We start from the raw sequence: 19,828 nt of genomic DNA, 5'->3' as shown, positions 1-19,828 counted from the left end.
AAAAAATATGCATAAAGAAAACCGCCCCTCTATCGTGAGCGGCGGTTTTCTGTTGTATATTTTCTTTGAACTTGAAAGAGACGGACAAGAAGGAAGATAGCGCCAAATGCTAGACCAATAATAAGACCGATCCAATATCCTTTTGCTGCCCAGTCAGTATAAGTTGCTAATATGTAACCGAGAGGGAGACCTATTACCCAGTAAGCGATTAATGTCATAATTAAGGAAACATTTACGTCTTTATAACCACGTAGTGCCCCTTGTACAGGAGTTGCAATTGCATCTGAAATTTGAAATAAAATCGCAAATATAAGAAATTCTTTTGCTAAATGATGAACTTGTATATCTGTCGTATAAATTGAAGCAATTGCATCATCAAAGAAGTAGAGAAGAATTGAATATAATAGGGCGAATGCAAGTGCTAAGCCAATCCCGATAAATCCATATTGTTTTGCGTTATTGTATCGCTTTGCTCCAACTTCAAATCCAACAGCGATGGTCATTGCCATTGCTAAACTTAAAGGAGTCATATATAACAAGGAAGCGAAGTTCATAGCTGCTTGATGAGCAGCGATTGTTGTCGTACTAAAATTACTCATCATAAGTGTCACCGCAGCGAAAATACTCGTTTCAAAAAAGATAGCAAATCCAATAGGGACGCCAAGTTTTAAGAATTCAGTCCAACTTGAAAGAGAAGGACGATATAATTGTTTAAATATATTGAAAGATGCGAAAGGCTCTTTCGTACGAATAATAATAACGGTAATGATTAAAATGCACCAATAGGTTGCTGCAGAAGCAATTGCCGCTCCAACACCACCGAGTTTTGGAAAACCGAAATGACCAAAAATTAATACATAATTTAATACTACGTTAATTGGTAATGATAGTAATGTAATGATCATCGTTGTGCGAGTTTTTCCTAATGCATCAATAAAGCCGCGTAAAACAGTGTAAGTAAATAAAGGGATAATTCCAATTGCAATAATACTTAAAAATTGTGCCGCAATACGTTCCACGGGTTCTTCCAGGCGCATGCCGTTTAAAATAGGTGAAACAGCGAAGAAACCGATAAGGATGACCACGAAACTAGCACAAATTGCTAAATATACTGCTTGTATGACAACTTGGGGAACATCCTCTTTTTTCTTTGATCCAACTAGCTGCGCAACAATTGGAGTAGTAGCCATTAAAATTCCTGTTAATCCGGTACTAACGGGAAGCCATATACTTGTTCCGATAGCAACACCCGCTAAATCAATAGGACTTGCGTGCCCGGACATTGTCGTATCGAAAAAACTCATTGCAAATAATGACATTTGCGTTACGAAAATCGGGAAAAATAGTAATACAAATTGCTTTAATTTTTGTGAGAATGAATTAGTTTCTTTCATAAAATCCCCTTTCCGCTAAAAAAACAAACTCATACTATCATACAATTTAATCAAAAAATAGAAAAGAAATACGCGCATACAACATGTACAATCAATAAAAAAAGGATGCACTTTAAAAGGGGATAAGGTATTATGATAAGGTGTGAAAAATTACATATTTGTTATTAAGGAGGCACTACTCGTGGCTGATTGGTTAATTGGAATAATCATGGGTGCTGTTGAAGGTTTAACAGAGTTTTTACCAGTTTCATCAACAGGACATATGATTTTAACAGGTCATTTACTTGGATTTGACGACGAGAGAGCGAAAGTTTTCGAAGTTGTTATTCAATTGGGATCGATTTTAGCAGTTGTTGTTATATTTTGGAAGCGTCTATGGTCTTTAGTAGGTATTGGGAAAGTAACAGATGGACCATCGTTAAATTTATTACATATTATTATCGGGATGATTCCTGCCGGCGTACTTGGCGTATTGTTCCATAGTGCGATTAAAGAAGTTTTATTTGGGCCAGGCCCAGTTGTCATCAGTTTAGTGGCTGGTGGTATTTTAATGATTGTTGCTGAGAAGTTTTCGAAACCAAGTACAGCAAGAACATTAGATGAAATCACATATAAGCAAGCATTTACAATTGGGATGTTCCAATGTTTAGCGCTTTGGCCAGGATTTTCTCGTTCTGGTTCTACAATAAGTGGTGGTTTATTAGCTCGCGTGTCACATACAGCGGCGGCTGAATATACATTTATTTTAGCAGTACCAATGATGGTAGCTGCAAGTGGTTTAGATTTAATTAAAAGCTGGGATATATTAAGTGCGGCTGATATTCCGTTATTTGCAACAGGATTTATTACAGCATTCGTTGTTGCGATGCTTGCAATTGTTTCATTCTTAAAATTATTAGGTCGTGTAAAACTAACACCGTTCGCTTACTATCGTTTCATTTTAGCTGCGGTATTCTATTTCTTCATTATGTAATAAAAAAACTGCCGAGTTCGGCAGTTTTTTTATTTTACTACTTTTTCCATCATGCTTTCCATTACATGTTCCCAAAGAGAAGTATCATCAGCTAATGTAGCACGGAAATTAGCGTACATTTCTTTTTGTTTCTCTTCGAATGTTGGATCTTCTTTTTCAGGCAATGTAGCGCGCATTGAAGTTACTAACTCTTGTACTTTTGGAGCGCGTGGTCCCCAAGCGGCTTGTTCATTTCCATCTTTATCAATGAAAATAAAAATTGGAATGGCACGTGCTGTTCCATTTGTTAAATATTGATCCATTAATTCTAAGTTTTCATCGCGAATTAATAATCTCATATCAATATTTGCAACTTCAGAAATTCGTTTCATAACAGGTACGCATAAAAGAGCGTCACCACACCAATCAGCTGTTAATACGATAACACGCCAGCCATCATTTTGGCGTTCTTCTAATACAGGAAGTAATTCATTTGGAATTGAAAAGTTATTGTAAATGTGCAGTAGCTCATATTGATTTACTTTCATTTCATTCACATATGTATCAAAGGACATACCTTTATCAGCCCATTGTTGTAAGTTCATAAGTAACACCTCTTTAGTATGATTTGTTTTCATTGTACCAATTTTTATATAGAAAAGCTTGCATTCTTACTCTTTCTTGTCACTTAATAATTGATTTAATAGGAAAAGGAATAGTACGACACATAATTCAGTAAGATTGGACAGTTGTACGCTCTCTATCCAATCAGCGGCAGTATGAATGACGAACCAATCTAGCGTAATTTCAATGATTGCAAAAAGAGTAATAGCCAGCCAATTTGGCATGTTTTTTGTCATTGGATATAGCAACGCCTTGAGGAAACCGAAGATAAAGAATGTAATACCGTCTAAGAAAGTGATTAATAGAAAAAATAGAAGTAAAGCAGTGCGTGATCTATACTCTATACCTGTAATATGAAAGATTCCTACATAAACAAAGAATATAAATGCAAAAATTATAATGAGAAACAGAATAACAAAACCAATAATCAAAGTCTTATCTTTTAGATTGAGATTAGAAAATTTTTCTTCTTCACTCACTATTCCATCCCCTTTTCCTGGAAAATCAACTTTATTGTATCATGAAATATCTATTAAAAAACTACGAATTGTGGGAAAATAAGGTGACAAAAAGTAAGATTTCATGTAAAATTATTAATAAGGTTTTTATTTAACTAAATGAAATAAAAGGGGCTGTCAAAGTTGTCTCAAAATCGAGAGCAATTAATGGAAGAACTATCGACAAATGTTTTTGCTATGTTCCGCACGTTGCGTAATGATATTGGAAAGATATTTGGTGGTTACATACCGTGGAATGAGTTCATCGTCCTTAGAATATTGAATCGTACGAATAAAGAAATGGTATCACGTGTAGCCAATGAGTTAAATGTGTCGAATAGTCATATTACAGCTGTTACAGAAAAATTAATTAATAAAGGTTTTGTAACTCGTTCACGTTCTACGTCAGATCGCAGAGTTGTATATTTGGAGATTACAGAACAAGGAAAAGATTTAGTTGCAAAAATGGAAGGGGAGAAAAAGAAATATTTACAAGAAAGATTCTCCACGCTTTCAGAAGAAGAAATGAATATAATGATATCAATTTCTAAAAAACTTATTTAATTCATCACAGGTAAGAAAACGCTTACGTAATAAAGGAGAGGACCTTCCTTATGAGAGGAAGGTCTTCTTTCGTATGTAAAAGATTATAAAAAAGAAAATATGTAACATACTACTAGTAAAGGAAGGGGGCAGACATATGACAAATCGAAATGGTAGTAAAGGGAGCGGAAATCAAGGCTCACCAAAATCAGGACAATTTCAGCAAGAGTTTAGTACTGAATTTGAGACTGGTAATGATAATAAAGGAAAAGAATATCGTTCGAAAAAAGGAAGTAAATCAAAAAAGGAGTGAAATAATTCACTCCTTTTTTGATTTAAGATGCTGCGGATTGATCCGTATTATATTTTTCTTCTGATTTTGCGACGATCATTGCGCAAATTGCATCACCGGAAATATTTACAGCTGTTCTTGACATATCTAAAATGCGATCAATACCGATAATTAAGGCAATACCTTCTACCGGTAGATTTACTTGATTTAAAACCATCGTAAGCATTACAAGTCCAACACCTGGTACACCAGCAGTACCGATACTAGCTAGTACAGCAGTTAATACGACGACAGCTAATTGGGACATAGTAAGCTCAACTCCGTATACTTGAGCGATAAACACAGTTGCTACACCTTGCATAATGGCAGTACCATCCATATTAATTGTTGCACCTAGTGGTTGTACAAAAGAACTTATCGCTTTTGGAACGCCAAGTTTTTCTTGTGCTGTTTTCATTGCAAACGGAAGAGATGCATTAGAGCTAGATGTACTAAACCCAATTGCCATTACCGGTCCGAAATGTTTAAAGAAACGGACAATACTTTCTTTTGCTAATACCTTTAATAATCCGCCATAGACGAAGACGCCGTGAATAATAAGTACTAGCATAACGACAATCATATACTTGAACATCGCAGCGACGCCTGCAAGACCCATTTTACCAACGGATGAAGCGAGCAATCCAAATGTTCCGATTGGAGCTAATTTCATAACGAGATTAACAAGATACATCATTAATTCGTTGCCCTGTTCAAGTAATGAATGGATACCTTGAACCCGTTTTCCTAAAATAGCTATACCGAGTCCGATTAATACGGCAAAGGCAATAATTTGTAACATGTTTCCATCAGCCATCGCTTTTGCTGGGTTATCTGGTACGATATTTAGCAATGTATCGACGAAAGATGTTTCGGTTTTTGCCCCTTCATATTTAAGCCCTTCGGTTTTAAAGTTACCGCCAGATCCTGGTTGTATAATCAGTGCAAATGTAACTGCAATAGAGATGGCAACGGCTGTAGTTACAAGAAAGAATGAAATTGATTTTAAGCCGATTCTTCCAAGTTGTTTCGGGTCTCCAAGCCCAGCAGATCCAAGCACGATAGAAATGAATACAACAGGAACAACTAGCATTTTAATGAGGCGAATAAATAATTGACCAAGTGGATTGAACACATATTGATTTAATGGTTCAAAAATGGATGGTGCAGCTAAATTTAAAGTGAGTCCGACGACTAAACCGAGAAATAATGCGATTAAGATTGCTTTTGTTTGTTTCAATAAAACCCCCCCTTTATTTTTGTGAAATTACTTTCTACATTAATTGTACAGAAAAACCGCCTATTTTGACAGTATTTTCTGAATATTTTGTATGAAAATATGTATTTAAATATAGATTGCTTTTGCTAAAGTAAGCAAAAAAGTTGGGGAATCTAGTTAGAACACAAAGTAGACCATCACATAGGATGGTCTAGGGAAGGGGACAATTTATGTCAATTTAATTAGGGATGGAAGTTGTTCAAGACACTGGGGAATGTCTTATGAATTAGGGAGGAACAACTTCGATACATATACTATAAAAGGTGGATGTGACCTTGGTGTGAACATAGAGTGAAAGAGAGAGGGAATTTTAAATAGAAGATAGAGTAAACCAAAAATAAGACCATCGCATATGAGATGGTCAAAGGAAGGGGACAATTTATGTCAATTTAATTAGGGATGGAAGTTGTTCAAGACACTGGGGAATGTCTTATAAATTAGGGAGGAACAACTTCGATACATATACTATAAAAGGTGGATGTGACCTTGGTGTGAACATAGAGTGAAAGAGAGAGGGAGTTTTAAATAGAAGATAGAGTAAATAAAAAAATAAGACCATCACATAAGAGATGGTCAAGGAAGGGGACAATTTATGTCAATTTAATTAGGGATGGAAAGCTGTTCAAGACACTGGGGAATGTCTTATAAATTAGGGAGGAACAGCTCCGATACATATACTATAAAAGGTGGATGTGACCTTGGTGTGAACATAGAGTGAAAGGTATGAGAATTTGAGAAATGATACATATAAAATGATTGTTGCGAGAGTTGTAGAGTACGAATAAATATAATAGAAAGTTTCTTGTCATAAAATGAAGTGGAGTTCGAGTATAAATAAAAGTTGAAATCTTAAAAAAAAAGGATTATGCTCAACTATATTATAAGAATATAAGGTTTATCCCGCTATGTAAGGTTTCTTATAAGCCTTTAGTTATGAGGGGAAAAGGGAGTTAGTGAATATGGAAGTAACAAAAAGACAAGGGCTGTATAATCGTTTTATACGATTAAATCCACCACAAATATTAGCACTAGGTTTTTTCTGCTTAATTGTGGTTGGCGGTTTGTTATTAAAGTTACCATTCGCAACGAAAGTACATATTAGTTGGGTAGATGCTTTCTTTACGGCAACGTCAGCAGCAACTGTAACGGGATTAGGAGTAGTAGATACTGCAAGTACGTTTACAATGTTTGGCGAGATTGTTATTATGTTTTTAATTCAAACAGGTGGTTTAGGTCTTATGACAATTGCCATTTTAATTGTTTGGGTATTAGGTAAAAAAATCGGGTTACGCCATCGATTATTAATCGGAGAGGCATTTAATCAGACAAATATAGGTGGTCTCGTAAAATTAGTAAAACGTGCCTTTATATTTTCAATTTGTATTGAGCTTATTGGAGTCATCTTTTTATCGTTTCGCTTTGTTCCAGAGTTTGGCTTTGGAAAAGGTGTATACTATAGTATTTTTCACGTTATTGCATCTTATAATAATGCTGGATTTGCTCTATGGCCGGATAATTTAACAAGGTATGTAGGAGATCCTATTGTTAATATTGGGATTTGCTCATTAATCGTAATTGGTGGTCTCGGTTTTACCGTATTAATTGATATATGGTATAGTCGTAGCTTTCGAAAATTATCACTTCATTCTAAAATCATGATTGTTGGAACAGTAGCGTTAAATGTTATAGCAATGATTGTGATTTTTGTATTGGAATATAATAATGTGAAGACGTTAGGGAATTTACCTTTAAATGAAAAGTTATGGGCTTCTTTCTTCCAAGGTATTACTCCTCGTACTGCTGGATTTAATACAGTTGACTACGGAGGTATGGAAGAATCATCTATATTATTTACGATGGTTTTAATGTTTATTGGTGCAGGAAGTGTATCAACGGGTGGAGGAATTAAATTAACAACGTTTGTTATTTTAGTTACATCTGTCCTTTCTTTCTTTAGAAAGAAAGAGGAAATCGTTTTATTTCATCGTACAATTAAAATGTCGACAGTAACGAGAGCGTTAGCCATTGCTGTTGCCAGTCAAATACTCATTTTTGCAGCAGTATTTGTATTAATGCTTACAGAAAACTTTAGTTTTATTCAGTTACTATTTGAAACAATTTCAGCGTTTGGAACAGTAGGGTTAACGATGGGGATTACTGCAAAGTTATCAGCGTTTGGAAAATGTATTATTATGTTTGTTATGTTTTGTGGATTAATTGGACCGTTAACACTTGTTTTTTCTTTAGCGCGACCAGCAAAACAAAAAATTAAATATCCATCGGAAGATGTATTTACAGGATAAGGTATCCCGCATAAGCGAGATACCTTTTTCTTTTTAAAAAAGGGAGAACAATAATCCGACAAGTGCTACTCGGAATAAAATTGCAATGAGTGCTGCAATTCCGCCGACAATCGCAGCGATACCACCAGTTACAGTAGCTCCGCGATTATAAGCGTAAATTCCTAGTAATACAGAAACAAGACCAAATAATGTTGGGAAGGTAAAGAGTGATAAGATGGATAAGGCAAGAGCGATAAAGCCAGCAGTTGATCCAGCGGCGGACGATCTTACATCATCTTTATTATCTTTCTCATCGTAATCATAATCAATGCGCTGTGGTGCAACCTCAGCTGCATATTCTTCTTTATAGTCACTATCTATTCTATCTCTTTTTTTATACTCATCAAATTTCTCAGTCAAAGTCATGACTCCTTTCATAACAAGGTTCAATAGTAGTATGCATCTCTTTTTCTTTTTTATCCTGCTATTGTAGGCCGTAAACATCTGATTGCTGATGGCTAATAATCAGTGGGTGATGAACAAAGCCCTGCTGATTAAAGTTTCACTTTATCCGAGCGAGTACAAGGTGTAATTCCACTTAGAAGAGTAGAATTGTTTTTTCGAAATAGGAAAAGTTAGTATGACTTCCTCTATTTTGGAAAGTATAAAAAAGAATAATGAGGAAAGGGTGCAATACATAATGGAACATCCAATTGAAGATTTAATGAAAACAGCAATGACAAATTTAAAAGAGATGGTAGATGTAAATACGATTGTCGGAAGTCCAGTTTCAACAGCTGATGGAAATGTAGTATTAACAGTATCTCAAGTGGCTTTTGGTTTTGGTGCCGGCGGAAGTGACTTTAAAGGTGATTTTATTTCCGAAAAGCATAATAACGGACAAGGGAAGCATAAAGAGAACAAGCAAAGCCATCCATTTGGAGGCGGAAGCGGGGCTGGGGTTTCTATTAGCCCAGTTGCTTTTTTAGTAGTCGGTTCTAAAGGTGTGCAAGTATTACACCTCAATAGTAGTACACATTTAATTGAAAAGGCTTTAAATACGGTACCAAGCACTGTAGATAAATTTGTAAATGGTCGCCAAAAGTGAACTTGCATTTTTTAGGAATTATGATATATTAGAAAAAGTGCGCTTTAAGATGATCGGAATAATTGAACTGTAAATATATATGATGTGTGGAATAAGGGAGAGGAATTTATGATTAATATCAAAAACTTAGTAGTTGGCTTATGTATGTTAGTAAGCGGTTTTGTTGTATATGTAATAAAAGAAAAAGCTCCATTCTAAAACAGACAAACCGTTACTGTCTGTTTTTAATTTGTGAAAAATGTTGACAAGTTATTGTATTGGTGTTAAAATTTTAATTCGTGTCTCGGTTACAGCTAGTGTAAAGTAAATAAATCTTATAAATATAATACGAAAAGTTTGCAAAAGATCGGGTAGTCTTACCAACAACTTTTGTGAACAAACCCTATAAATTATTATTGTAGGCTTTATATGTATACTAGTGAATCAAGGAGCGGTCAGTGGAACCGTAATGATGAGAGAGAGGTAGGGCTTTCATCCAGTATATGTTACTTTCCCGTTAGGTGAATATAAAAAAGAGGACTCCTTTTCAAAAGGAGTCCTCTTTCTTTTTGTATAATACAATTAAGTGCGGCTCTCAACTTGCTGACAAATTTCATCTGTTGTTAAACCATGAGCTGCAATTACCGATCCCTTAATTGATGCATCTGCAATACCCATCATATTAGAATCTTGCCCAGTTACAACACAACAATCGCACCCTTGTGCATCATGTTCGGAGCCCAGGGTAACAACTTCATGTCCCTGTTGCTGAAGAGCTTGTTGAACATCTGTTAATGAGTTTTCAACGCCAATTCTAGCCATAATTCTCACCTCCTACCATCTAGTTGCTAGTATGCCCAAGTCCACTGCATATATTTATGAAAAGATGGTAGGAAGTAAATCTTTGTTTAGTCGTTATATACACCAGTAAGCATTTGACTTACGAATTGATCGTTTAAAGTATCTTGGGCAGAAGAAGTATTTGAATGAATGTCAATTGAAGCAATAAAATTATTATGTTCTTTATTATTTGGTTCTACCTCTACATAATTATCGAATTTACAAAAACCTTTCGTATCCATTAGATCAAATAGTTGAAGCATTTCTACTACCTCTTGTCTCGTTCCTTTAATTTGTACACATGCCATATTGATTTCCTCCTTCATTTTGACAAATTGTTTTTTAAAAATAGGATTATGATTACGAAACGAAAAATATGAATGTTATTTTTAGACAGCTTAATTTTTATTATTTTCCCCCTTTTTCAGCAAAAGTCGTTGTATATTCCTGAATTTATAAAAACGGACGTCCGTTTATTGAATACAATAGATTCGTATCAATTGATGAAAATCCTTCTTTTAAACAAATATTTTTTTTAGTGAAAATTGGCGAAAAAAAATTTTTGACTTTTTGTAAACGTTAACAATGCTGTTAAATCAATATAATCAAAGATGTACGTACGATTAAAAATTATAAATTTTCTAAAAATTCACTTGATTTATTTAGAAAGGAGAGTAAACTAGGAAACAATAAAAAATTCATAGAACATAGGAGGCGCTTTCCAGTGAACGAGCAATGGATTTTCTTAAATGGAGAATTTGTTCCAAAAGACGAGGCAAAAGTTTCAGTATATGATCATGGTTATTTATATGGCGATGGAGTATTTGAAGGAATTAGAGTATATAGCGGTAATGTTTTCCGTTTGAGAGAGCATCTTGTCCGGTTATATGAATCAGCAAAATCCATCATGTTAGAAATTCCATATTCTTTAGATGAAGTAACGAATATTGTTGTTGAGACGATTCGACAAAATAAATTATCTAATGGATACATTCGCCTTGTTGTATCGAGAGGAGCAGGAAATCTTGGATTAGATCCTGATTCTTGTAAGAAACCGAATGTAGTAGTAATTGCAGAACAACTATCTTTATTCCCGCAAGAATATTATGAAAAGGGGATTCCGGTTGTAACAGTTGCAACGCGCCGAAACCGTCCAGATGTTTTGTCGCCTCAAGTAAAATCTTTAAATTACTTAAACAATATTTTAGTTCGTATTGAAGCGAAATTAGCTGGAGTACAAGAAGCACTTATGTTAAATGATCAAGGATACGTAGCTGAAGGCTCAGGAGATAACGTGTTTATTGTAAAAGGAAATAAATTAATTACACCACCAAGTTCTGCTGGAGCGTTAGAAGGCATTACACGAAACGCTATTTTAGAAATCGGTGAAAAACTTGGATATGACGTTAGAGAAGAGTTATTTACAAGACATGATGTATATGTAGCTGATGAAGTATTTTTAACAGGAACGGCTGCTGAAGTAATTGCTGTTACGACAGTAGATGGTAGAACGATTGGTTTAGGGCAAACAGGTCCACATACGAATCGTTTATTAGAAGAATTCCGAAAGTTAGTTATAGAAGATGGAGAGAAGATTTACGAAGAAAATAAAGTTGGATAACAACTCTTTATAATATACGAAAGCGTTGAGAGGGAGGAGTAGTTGATTGTGAAGCCTCACAGAGAGTCGGTGGCTGCTGAAAACCGATGGTTCACGTCGACGAACATCGCCCTTGAGTGCTAAGCTGAAGCATTTGTCTAGGCTTAGACGGTAGCTCCGTTATTAGCTAGACTCATTTATGGGTCACTGAGGCAAGAGTATTCTTGCGAAGAAGGGTGGTACCGCGAAATCTTTCGTCCCTTCAGCACATAGCTGGAGTGTGGACGTAGGATTTTTTTTATTGATAAAAGTTTTCAAAAAGGGGGCTTATAAGAACAATGTCTTCAAAAACGGAAGAGAAACTGGCAACTGGTGCACAGCTATTGTTAGAAGCGCTAGAAAAGGAAGGAGTAGAAGTAATTTTCGGTTATCCTGGTGGTGCTGTTTTACCTCTTTATGATGCACTCTATGACTGTGAAATTCCGCATATTTTAACAAGGCATGAGCAAGGAGCTATTCACGCCGCTGAAGGGTATGCCAGAATTACTGGTAATCCAGGGGTTGTCATTGCAACGAGTGGACCAGGTGCTACAAATGTTATTACCGGTCTAGCAGATGCGATGATTGATTCATTACCACTTGTTGTATTTACAGGGCAAGTAGCAACGACGTTAATTGGAAGTGATGCTTTCCAAGAAGCGGATATTATGGGGCTTACGATGCCGGTAACAAAACATAACTATCAAGTGCGAAAGGCTTCAGATTTACCTCGAATTATTAAAGAAGCATTTCATATTGCTAGAACAGGAAGACCAGGCCCAGTCGTTATTGACCTTCCGAAAGATATGGTAGTAGAGCAAGTAGAACGATGTAATGACGTACAAATGGATTTACCAGGATACAACCCTAATTATGAACCGAATTTACTCCAAATAAACAAATTATTACAAGCAATTAAGGCTGCAAACAAGCCGTTAATTTTAGCTGGAGCAGGTGTATTGCATGCGAAGGCTTCGAAAGAGTTAACAAGTTTTGCTCGTAAATATGAAATTCCTGTTGTGCATACATTACTTGGTCTTGGTGGGTTTCCGCCAGATGATGAACTTTTTCTAGGGATGGGAGGAATGCACGGTTCTTACACAGCCAATATGGCGTTATATGAATGCGACTTACTTATTAATATAGGTGCAAGATTTGATGATCGCCTTACTGGAAATTTGGCTTATTTTGCTAAAGAGGCGACTGTTGCGCATATTGATATTGATCCAGCAGAAATCGGAAAAAATGTGCCGACTGAAATTCCAATTGTTGCAAGTGCTAAGCGAGCGCTGGAAGTATTACTTCAACCAGAAGGAAGGAAAGAAAATCATCATAATTGGCTCTCTTTATTAAAGAGTAGAAAAGAAAAGTATCCACTATCTTATAAAAGGAATTCGGAAAGTATTAAGCCTCAATACGCAATTGACATGTTATATAAAATTACGAAAGGAGAAGCGATTGTAACAACAGATGTTGGGCAACATCAAATGTGGGCAGCCCAATATTATCCGCTCAAAACTCCTGATAAATGGGTAACTTCAGGAGGATTAGGAACGATGGGCTTCGGATTTCCAGCAGCAATTGGTGCGCAAATTGCAAAGCCTGAGGAACTAGTTATTGCAATTGTAGGTGACGCTGGATTTCAAATGACCTTGCAAGAATTAAGTGTGTTAAAAGAACACTCATTGCCTGTTAAAGTATTTATTTTAAATAATGAAGCTTTAGGAATGGTAAGACAATGGCAAGATGAATTTTATAATCAAAGATACTCGCACTCTTTACTGTCGTGTCAACCAGATTTCGTTGCTCTTGCGAATGCGTATGGCATAAAAGGAGTTCGTATAGATGATCCACTTCTTGCAAAGAAGCAAATACAGCAGGCGATTGAATTACAAGAACCAGTCGTAATTGATTGCCGTGTACTTCAATCAGAAAAGGTAATGCCGATGGTTGCGCCAGGGAAAGGTGTTCACCAAATGGAGGGAGTGGAAAAAAGGTGAAGAGAATTGTTACAGCGACAGTTCGAAATCAAAGTGGTGTGTTAAACCGAATTACGGGTGTTATGACACGAAGACATTTTAATATTGAAAGTATTTCAGTAGGTCATACGGAATCATCGGACATATCGCGGATGACGATTGTTGTACACGTTGAAAATGAACAGCAAGTGGAGCAGTTAATTAAACAACTTCATAAGCAAATTGATGTTCTGAAAGTATCAGATATTACAGAAGAAGCGATGATCGCAAGAGAACTTGCACTTATTAAAGTAGCAACATCAGTAGCAAGAGCAGAATTATATAGTTTAATTGAACCGTTTCGAGCCGCTGTAATAGATGTTGGGAAGGATTCCATAGTTGTGCAAGTAACTGGTACGCAGGAGAAAGTAGAAGCATTAATTGAATTACTTCGTCCGTATGGTTTGAAAGAGATTGCTAGAACAGGTGTAACAGCATTTACGCGTAGTATGAAAAAACAAGATAAGCAAGTTATGTTAATTCAATAATCATTTAAATATAGGGGGAAATGAAAATGACAAAAGTTTATTATGAGAAAGATGTAACGGTAAATGTATTAAAAGAAAAGAAAGTAGCAATCATTGGATATGGTTCGCAAGGTCATGCGCATGCGCAAAACTTACGTGATAACGGATTTGATGTAGTAGTAGGTTTAAGAAAAGGGAAGTCTTGGGATAAAGCGAAAGAAGATGGGTTTTCTGTATATACAGTAGCAGAAGCAGCGGAAAAAGCTGATGTAGTAATGATTCTACTACCAGATGAACTCCAGCCAGAAGTATATGAAGCGGAAATTGCGCCAAATTTAAAGGCAGGAAATTCTCTCGTTTTTGCACACGGATTTAATGTTCACTTTGATCAAGTGAAACCACCAGCTAATGTAGATGTATTTCTAGTAGCGCCAAAAGGTCCAGGGCATCTTGTGCGCCGTACATTTGCTGAAGGCGGAGCTGTTCCTGCATTATTTGCAGTATACCAAGATGCAACAGGAGTTGCGACTGAAAAGGCACTTTCTTATGCCGATGGAATTGGAGCGACGAGAGCTGGTGTATTAGAAACGACATTTAAAGAAGAAACAGAAACAGATTTATTTGGAGAGCAAGCTGTACTTTGCGGCGGAGTAACTGCGCTAGTAAAAGCTGGATTTGAAACGTTAGTTGAAGCTGGTTATCAACCGGAACTTGCATATTTTGAATGTTTACATGAACTAAAACTAATCGTTGACCTTATGTATGAAGGCGGACTTGAAAATATGAGATATTCAGTTTCAGATACAGCGCAGTGGGGCGACTTCGTATCAGGACCACGCGTTGTAACGGAAGATACGAAGAAAGCGATGGGTACAGTGCTAGCAGAAATTCAAGATGGTACATTTGCAAGAGGCTGGATTGCAGAGCATAAAGCAGGAAAACCAAATTTCCATGCGACAAATGAGAAAGAGAATGAACACGAAATTGAAGTAGTTGGACGTAAATTACGTGAAATGATGCCGTTTGTACAGCCGCGAGTAAAGGCAGGGGTCAAATAATATGAAGCAGATTTTGTTCATGGATACGACGCTACGTGATGGCGAACAATCACCAGGAGTGAATTTAAATGAACAAGAGAAATTGCAAATTGCAAGGCAATTAGAGAGACTAGGTATTAATGTCATGGAAGCTGGTTTTGCAGCAGCTTCCGAAGGGGATTTTCAATCGGTAAAACGCATCGCAAATACCATTCAAAATGCTACAGTTATGAGTTTAGCTAGAGCGAAAGAAAGTGATATTCGAAGAGCATATGAAGCGGTGAAAGGTGCTGTATCTCCTCGTCTACACGTATTTTTAGCTACAAGTGATATTCATATGAAATATAAACTTTGTATGTCAAAAGAAGAGGTATTAGATAGTATTCACCGCTCGGTTACACTCGGGAAATCATTATTTCCGACAGTACAATTTTCTGCAGAAGATGCGACAAGAACAGCAAGAGATTTTTTAGCTGAAGCAGTTGAAGTTGCGATTCGTGCAGGAGCGAATGTAATTAATATTCCAGATACAGTTGGATATACAAATCCAGAAGAATATTATTCTCTTTTTAAATACTTACAAGAATCCGTTCCTTCATATGAAAAAGCAATTTTCTCTTGTCATTGTCACGATGATCTTGGGATGGCAGTAGCAAATTCATTAGCTGCGGTTGAAGGCGGAGCGTTGCAAGTAGAAGGAACAATTAATGGAATTGGAGAAAGAGCAGGTAATGCGGCGCTAGAAGAGGTCGCAGTTGCTCTTCATATTAGAAAAGATTTCTATAAGGCGGAGTCTTCTATGACGCTAAAAGAAATTAAAGCGACGAGTACATTAGTAAGCAGATTAACAGGTATGGTTGTACCGAAAAATAAAGCGATCGTTGGAGCGAATGCATTTGCTCATGAATCCGGAATTCATCAAGATGGTGTTTTAAAAGAAGTGACAACATATGAAATTATTGAACCAGCGCTAATAGGCGAATCTCAAAATCTATTCGTACTTGGAAAACATTCTGGACGTCACGCGTTTACAGAAAAAATGAAAGAGCTTGGCTATGAATTTACAAAGGAAGAACGAGATGCGGTGTTTGAAGCGTTCAAAAAATTAGCTGATCGTAAGAAGGAAATTACTGAGGAAGATTTACGTGCACTTATGCTTGGTGAAGCAGCATTTGCAGCTCAGCAATATAACATTACGCAACTACAAGTTCATTTTGTATCAAATAGTACACAATGCGCGACAGTTGTACTAAAAGACGAAGAAGGAAATGCATACGAAGATGCAGCCACTGGTTCTGGTAGTATTGAGGCGATCTATAATGCAATCCAAAGAATTTTAGGATTAGAATGTGAATTGGCGGATTATCGCATACAATCTATTACACAAGGTCAAGACGCACTGGCTCATGTTCATGTTGAATTAAAAGAAGGAACGCATCAAGTATCAGGTTTTGGTGTTGCACAAGACGTATTGGAAGCTTCGGCGAGAGCATATGTCCATGCAGCAGGGAAATTGAAATCTTTTATCCAGCTTGTGAAATAAGTGTTTGATAGGTGAGAGAAGCTTTCCTCACCTATCAAAAAAAGTTCTGAAAATTCAGTTAAAGGAGTGTTGAAATTGGAAAAACGTATCGTTTGTTTAGCTGGTGATGGTGTTGGCCCGGAAGTTATGGAAAGTGCGAAGGAAGTATTGCATATGGTAGAGAGGTTATATGGGCATCATTTTCATTTGCAAGATGAGTATTTTGGCGGGAGTGCTATCGATTTAAATGGGCAACCATTACCACAACGAACGCTTGCCGCTTGTTTAGCAAGTGATGCGGTTTTACTTGGAGCGGTTGGTGGACCAAGGTGGGATAGCGCGAAAGAAAGACCGGAGAAAGGATTATTAGCTCTAAGAAAAGGACTTGGAGTATTTGCAAATGTTCGCCCTGTAACGGTAGAAAGCGCAACGGCACATTTATCGCCATTAAAAAATGCTGATGAAATTGATTTCGTTGTCGTTCGTGAATTAACAGGCGGAATTTATTTTTCTTATCCGAAAGAACGAACGGACGAAGTAGCAACAGATACACTTACGTATCATCGTCATGAAATTGAACGGATCGTTTTTTATGCCTTTCAATTAGCGAGTAAGCGGAAGAAGAAAGTAACATCTATTGATAAGGCGAATGTTTTAGAATCTAGTAAACTATGGAGAACTGTTACGGACGAAGTAGCACTTCGTTATCCAGATGTTGAACTAGAACATATTTTAGTAGATGCAGCTGCGATGGAGTTAATTCGGAATCCAGGACGGTTTGATGTAATTGTAACGGAAAATTTATTTGGGGATATTTTGAGTGACGAGGCTTCAGTATTAGCGGGATCATTAGGAATGCTTCCATCAGCAAGTCACGCGGAAAAGGGGCCTTCATTATACGAGCCTATTCACGGATCAGCACCGGATATTGCCGGGAAAAATAAGGCGAATCCAATTGCAATGATGCGCTCTGTTGCAATGATGCTTGGGCAATCATTTGAGTTAACGAGAGAAGGGAATGCAATTGAATCTGCGATATCTGCAGTTCTTAAATTAGGAAAATGTACAGCAGATATCGGAGGAGATGAGACGACAACTTCATTTACGAAGGCAGTTATACAAGAGATGGAAGAGCAAGCGTTAGTAGGGAGAGGGAGATAATGGGAAAAAGGCTGCTAGATAAACTTTGGGAAAGACACGTAGTTACGACAAACGAAAATGGATTAGATTTATTATATATCGATCTTCATCTTGTTCATGAAGTAACGTCACCGCAAGCCTTTGAAGGCTTGCGGCTTACAAATCGAACGGTTCGCAGATCGGATTTAACATTCGCAACGATGGATCATAATATTCCAACGAAAGATGTTTGGAATATTACCGATCGCATTGCGAAGCAGCAACTAGATACACTCCGGGAAAATTGTAAACAATTTCAGGTGCCGTTAGCGGATATCGGGGATGAAGAGCAAGGGATTGTTCATGTTATCGGACCAGAACTTGGACTTACACAACCAGGAAAAACAATTGTTTGTGGTGATAGTCATACAGCAACGCATGGTGCGTTTGGCGCACTAGCATTTGGCATTGGTACGAGTGAAGTGGAGCATGTATTGGCAACGCAAACGTTATGGCAACGAAAGCCGAAAGCGATGGGTATTGAGTTAAAAGGAAAATTACAGAAAGGTGTTTACGCAAAAGATATTATTTTGCATTTCCTTTCAAAGTACGGTGTAGCAGTTGGAACTGGATATGTAATGGAATTTTACGGAGATACGATTGAGGCTATGGAGATAGAAGAGAGAATGACGCTTTGTAATATGGCAATTGAGGGAGGAGCAAAGGCTGGTATTATAGCACCAGATGAAAAAACATTTGCTTATGTAAAAGGACGTAAATATGCACCGAAAGAATTTGAAACATTCGAGAAGAAATGGTCTGAACTTTATACAGATTCAGATGCAATTTATGATTTGCATATTTCGATAGATGTGACGGATTTAGCACCGTACGTTACATGGGGAACAAACCCGAGTATGGGTGTTCGTATTGATGAAAAATTGCCAGAAAAGCAGGATGCAAATGACGAAAGAGCATTTTCTTATATGGGATTAAGCCCTGGACAAAGCACGTATGACATTCCTGTTCAGCATGTTTTCATTGGATCTTGTACAAATTCCAGGCTTTCTGATTTAGAAATTGCTGCATCTGTTGTGAAAGGGAGAAAGGTAAAAGAAGGTGTGCGAGCGCTCGTTGTGCCTGGATCGAAAAGAGTAAGAGAAGCTGCGATGCAAAAAGGGCTACATCACATATTTGAAGAAGCTGGATTTGAATGGAGAGAACCTGGATGTTCAATGTGTCTTGGAATGAATCCAGATCAAGTACCTGAAGGAGAACATTGTGCTTCGACTTCAAATCGTAATTTTGAAGGAAGACAAGGAAAAGGGGCACGAACACATTTAGTTAGCCCAGCAATGGCGGCAGCAGCTGCGTTATACGGTCATTTTGTTGATACTAGAAAGGAGAGTTATGATGGAGCCATTTCGTATTCATAAAGGTACTGCTGCAGTACTGATGAATAATAACATTGATACAGATCAAATTATTCCGAAGCAATATTTAAAGAGAATTGAAAGGACGGGATTTGGAAAATATTTATTCGATGAATGGCGTTATGATAATAACCGCCATGAAAACCCTAATTTTCCGCTTAATGCACAAAATAGAAAAGGAGCAAGTATATTAATTACAGGTGATAATTTTGGTTGTGGTTCTTCAAGAGAACACGCTCCGTGGGCGCTTGCTGATTATGGTTTTCGCGTTATTATCGCCGGCGGGTTTGCAGATATTTTTTATATGAATTGTATGAAAAATGGTATGTTACCAATTGTAATGGATAAAGAAATGCGAGAACAACTTGCCAAAACGGATGCGAGAGAACAAATAGAAGTAGATTTAGAGAATGAGGTAATTACAACGAGTACGCACAGATTTTATTTTACAATCGAGAAAATGTGGAAAGAGAAATTATTAAATGGTCTAGACGAAATTAGTATTACGATGAAATATGAACAAGAAATTGTAGAGTATGAAAGGAAAGTAGCTTTATATTAAGAAATAACGGAATGTTCAAAAAGTATTTACATTCAGAATTAAGTATTATATACTATGTAAAAATCAGAGGAGAAAGGGAGTAAGTATTATGAATATCATGCAATCTATTAAAATGCTTACACAACTACATCATCATACATAAAGCCCTTGAACCTAACGTGAAAACGTGTAGGCACAAGGGTTATTCCCGTTGTACCTACAC

21 protein-coding genes, 1 pseudogene and 1 other annotated feature are annotated in these 19,828 nt (G+C 36.8%); of the genes and pseudogenes, 15 read left to right on the top strand and 7 right to left on the bottom strand.

Annotation, left to right across the window (positions count from 1 at the left end; translation table 11 throughout):
* Nucleotides 1-29: 29 nt before the first annotated feature.
* A complete protein-coding gene (locus DN389_RS01705; protein ID WP_106382755.1) occupies nucleotides 30-1,394 on the bottom strand; it encodes an MATE family efflux transporter in 1,365 nt (454 codons plus the stop codon).
* Nucleotides 1,395-1,575: 181 nt separating this feature from the next.
* Here DN389_RS01705 and uppP point away from each other — a divergent pair, with 181 nt between their 5' ends.
* On the top strand, nucleotides 1,576-2,367 hold the full coding sequence (gene uppP, locus DN389_RS01700; protein WP_060489503.1) for a bacitracin resistance undecaprenyl-diphosphatase: 792 nt from the start codon (nucleotides 1,576-1,578) through the stop codon (nucleotides 2,365-2,367).
* Between the two features lie 29 nt (nucleotides 2,368-2,396).
* Here the strand turns inward: uppP and DN389_RS01695 are convergent, their stop codons facing one another.
* Nucleotides 2,397-2,984 (bottom strand): thioredoxin family protein, encoded by a 588-nt coding sequence (locus DN389_RS01695; RefSeq protein WP_097890357.1) that lies wholly within the window; start codon nucleotides 2,982-2,984, stop codon nucleotides 2,397-2,399.
* A 33-nt stretch (nucleotides 2,985-3,017) separates the two neighbouring features.
* Complete coding sequence (locus tag DN389_RS01690) at nucleotides 3,018-3,449, bottom strand: YrvL family regulatory protein (protein WP_149236760.1); 432 nt, start codon at nucleotides 3,447-3,449, stop codon at nucleotides 3,018-3,020.
* A 162-nt stretch (nucleotides 3,450-3,611) separates the two neighbouring features.
* Here DN389_RS01690 and DN389_RS01685 point away from each other — a divergent pair, with 162 nt between their 5' ends.
* The gene (locus DN389_RS01685; protein ID WP_137035313.1) at nucleotides 3,612-4,031 is read left to right on the top strand and encodes a MarR family winged helix-turn-helix transcriptional regulator; all 420 of its coding nucleotides are present in this window, start codon (nucleotides 3,612-3,614) and stop codon (nucleotides 4,029-4,031) included.
* 136 nt (nucleotides 4,032-4,167) lie between these two features.
* Nucleotides 4,168-4,323: a hypothetical protein gene (locus DN389_RS01680; RefSeq protein ID WP_000184933.1), complete on the top strand. Its 156-nt coding sequence runs from the start codon at nucleotides 4,168-4,170 to the stop codon at nucleotides 4,321-4,323.
* 22 nt (nucleotides 4,324-4,345) lie between these two features.
* Here DN389_RS01680 and DN389_RS01675 read toward each other — a convergent pair whose 3' ends face one another.
* Nucleotides 4,346-5,581, bottom strand: a complete 1,236-nt coding sequence (locus DN389_RS01675; RefSeq protein ID WP_000814822.1) for a dicarboxylate/amino acid:cation symporter — start codon at nucleotides 5,579-5,581, stop codon at nucleotides 4,346-4,348.
* A 998-nt stretch (nucleotides 5,582-6,579) separates the two neighbouring features.
* Here DN389_RS01675 and DN389_RS01670 point away from each other — a divergent pair.
* Nucleotides 6,580-7,923, top strand: a complete 1,344-nt coding sequence (locus DN389_RS01670; RefSeq protein ID WP_088083052.1) for a TrkH family potassium uptake protein — start codon at nucleotides 6,580-6,582, stop codon at nucleotides 7,921-7,923.
* A 33-nt stretch (nucleotides 7,924-7,956) separates the two neighbouring features.
* Here the strand turns inward: DN389_RS01670 and DN389_RS01665 are convergent, their stop codons facing one another.
* On the bottom strand, nucleotides 7,957-8,340 hold the full coding sequence (locus DN389_RS01665; RefSeq protein WP_116867850.1) for an imidazole glycerol phosphate synthase: 384 nt from the start codon (nucleotides 8,338-8,340) through the stop codon (nucleotides 7,957-7,959).
* 202 nt (nucleotides 8,341-8,542) lie between these two features.
* On the opposite strand from DN389_RS01665, the gene ytfJ reads away from it, so the two are divergent.
* Together ytfJ and DN389_RS01655 are read left to right on the top strand one after the other, a co-directional pair.
* Complete coding sequence (ytfJ, locus tag DN389_RS01660; RefSeq protein WP_098189713.1) at nucleotides 8,543-9,010, top strand: GerW family sporulation protein; 468 nt, start codon at nucleotides 8,543-8,545, stop codon at nucleotides 9,008-9,010.
* Nucleotides 9,011-9,118: 108 nt separating this feature from the next.
* The gene (locus DN389_RS01655; RefSeq protein ID WP_000608225.1) at nucleotides 9,119-9,208 is read left to right on the top strand and encodes a hypothetical protein; all 90 of its coding nucleotides are present in this window, start codon (nucleotides 9,119-9,121) and stop codon (nucleotides 9,206-9,208) included.
* Between the two features lie 363 nt (nucleotides 9,209-9,571).
* Here DN389_RS01655 and DN389_RS01650 read toward each other — a convergent pair whose 3' ends face one another.
* Both DN389_RS01650 and DN389_RS01645 read right to left on the bottom strand, forming a co-directional pair.
* Nucleotides 9,572-9,811 (bottom strand): YkuS family protein, encoded by a 240-nt coding sequence (locus DN389_RS01650; RefSeq protein WP_000101010.1) that lies wholly within the window; start codon nucleotides 9,809-9,811, stop codon nucleotides 9,572-9,574.
* An 86-nt stretch (nucleotides 9,812-9,897) separates the two neighbouring features.
* Nucleotides 9,898-10,137 (bottom strand): DUF3911 family protein, encoded by a 240-nt coding sequence (locus tag DN389_RS01645; protein WP_000752504.1) that lies wholly within the window; start codon nucleotides 10,135-10,137, stop codon nucleotides 9,898-9,900.
* A 68-nt stretch (nucleotides 10,138-10,205) separates the two neighbouring features.
* Between DN389_RS01645 and DN389_RS29115 the strand changes: the two are divergent.
* The 9 genes and pseudogenes from DN389_RS29115 (at nucleotide 10,206) to leuD (ending at nucleotide 19,626) form a co-directional block, all read left to right on the top strand.
* Nucleotides 10,206-10,412 (top strand): annotated as a pseudogene (locus DN389_RS29115) (hypothetical protein).
* A gap of 141 nt (nucleotides 10,413-10,553) precedes the next feature.
* Complete coding sequence (gene ilvE, locus DN389_RS01635; protein ID WP_001005497.1) at nucleotides 10,554-11,450, top strand: branched-chain-amino-acid transaminase; 897 nt, start codon at nucleotides 10,554-10,556, stop codon at nucleotides 11,448-11,450.
* 16 nt (nucleotides 11,451-11,466) lie between these two features.
* Nucleotides 11,467-11,694 (top strand) — a binding site (T-box leader).
* Nucleotides 11,695-11,767: 73 nt separating this feature from the next.
* Entirely contained in the window at nucleotides 11,768-13,468 is a 1,701-nt protein-coding gene (gene ilvB / locus DN389_RS01630; RefSeq protein WP_098802264.1) for an acetolactate synthase large subunit, read from the top strand.
* Entirely contained in the window at nucleotides 13,465-13,974 is a 510-nt protein-coding gene (gene ilvN, locus DN389_RS01625) for an acetolactate synthase small subunit (RefSeq protein WP_000822948.1), read from the top strand. Before ilvB ends, ilvN begins: the two co-directional genes overlap by 4 nt.
* Nucleotides 13,975-13,994: 20 nt before the next feature.
* Nucleotides 13,995-15,011: a ketol-acid reductoisomerase gene (gene ilvC, locus DN389_RS01620; protein WP_097857419.1), complete on the top strand. Its 1,017-nt coding sequence runs from the start codon at nucleotides 13,995-13,997 to the stop codon at nucleotides 15,009-15,011.
* Between the two features lies 1 nt (nucleotide 15,012).
* The gene (leuA, locus tag DN389_RS01615; RefSeq protein ID WP_088121703.1) at nucleotides 15,013-16,533 is read left to right on the top strand and encodes a 2-isopropylmalate synthase; all 1,521 of its coding nucleotides are present in this window, start codon (nucleotides 15,013-15,015) and stop codon (nucleotides 16,531-16,533) included.
* Nucleotides 16,534-16,608: 75 nt separating this feature from the next.
* The gene (gene leuB, locus DN389_RS01610) at nucleotides 16,609-17,673 is read left to right on the top strand and encodes a 3-isopropylmalate dehydrogenase (RefSeq protein WP_088121704.1); all 1,065 of its coding nucleotides are present in this window, start codon (nucleotides 16,609-16,611) and stop codon (nucleotides 17,671-17,673) included.
* Nucleotides 17,673-19,067 (top strand): 3-isopropylmalate dehydratase large subunit, encoded by a 1,395-nt coding sequence (leuC, locus tag DN389_RS01605; RefSeq protein WP_088121705.1) that lies wholly within the window; start codon nucleotides 17,673-17,675, stop codon nucleotides 19,065-19,067. Before leuB ends, leuC begins: the two co-directional genes overlap by 1 nt.
* Nucleotides 19,045-19,626, top strand: a complete 582-nt coding sequence (leuD, locus tag DN389_RS01600; RefSeq protein ID WP_088121706.1) for a 3-isopropylmalate dehydratase small subunit — start codon at nucleotides 19,045-19,047, stop codon at nucleotides 19,624-19,626. The genes leuC and leuD overlap by 23 nt, the downstream gene beginning before the upstream one ends.
* Nucleotides 19,627-19,828 lie beyond the last annotated feature (202 nt).

Origin of the sequence: Bacillus sp. AY3-1, assembly GCF_008368785.1 — a bacterium.
GTDB lineage: Bacteria > Bacillota > Bacilli > Bacillales > Bacillaceae_G > Bacillus_A > Bacillus_A wiedmannii.
Note: the sequence above shows the minus strand (reverse complement) of the source record. Positions and strands in the feature narration are given on the sequence as shown.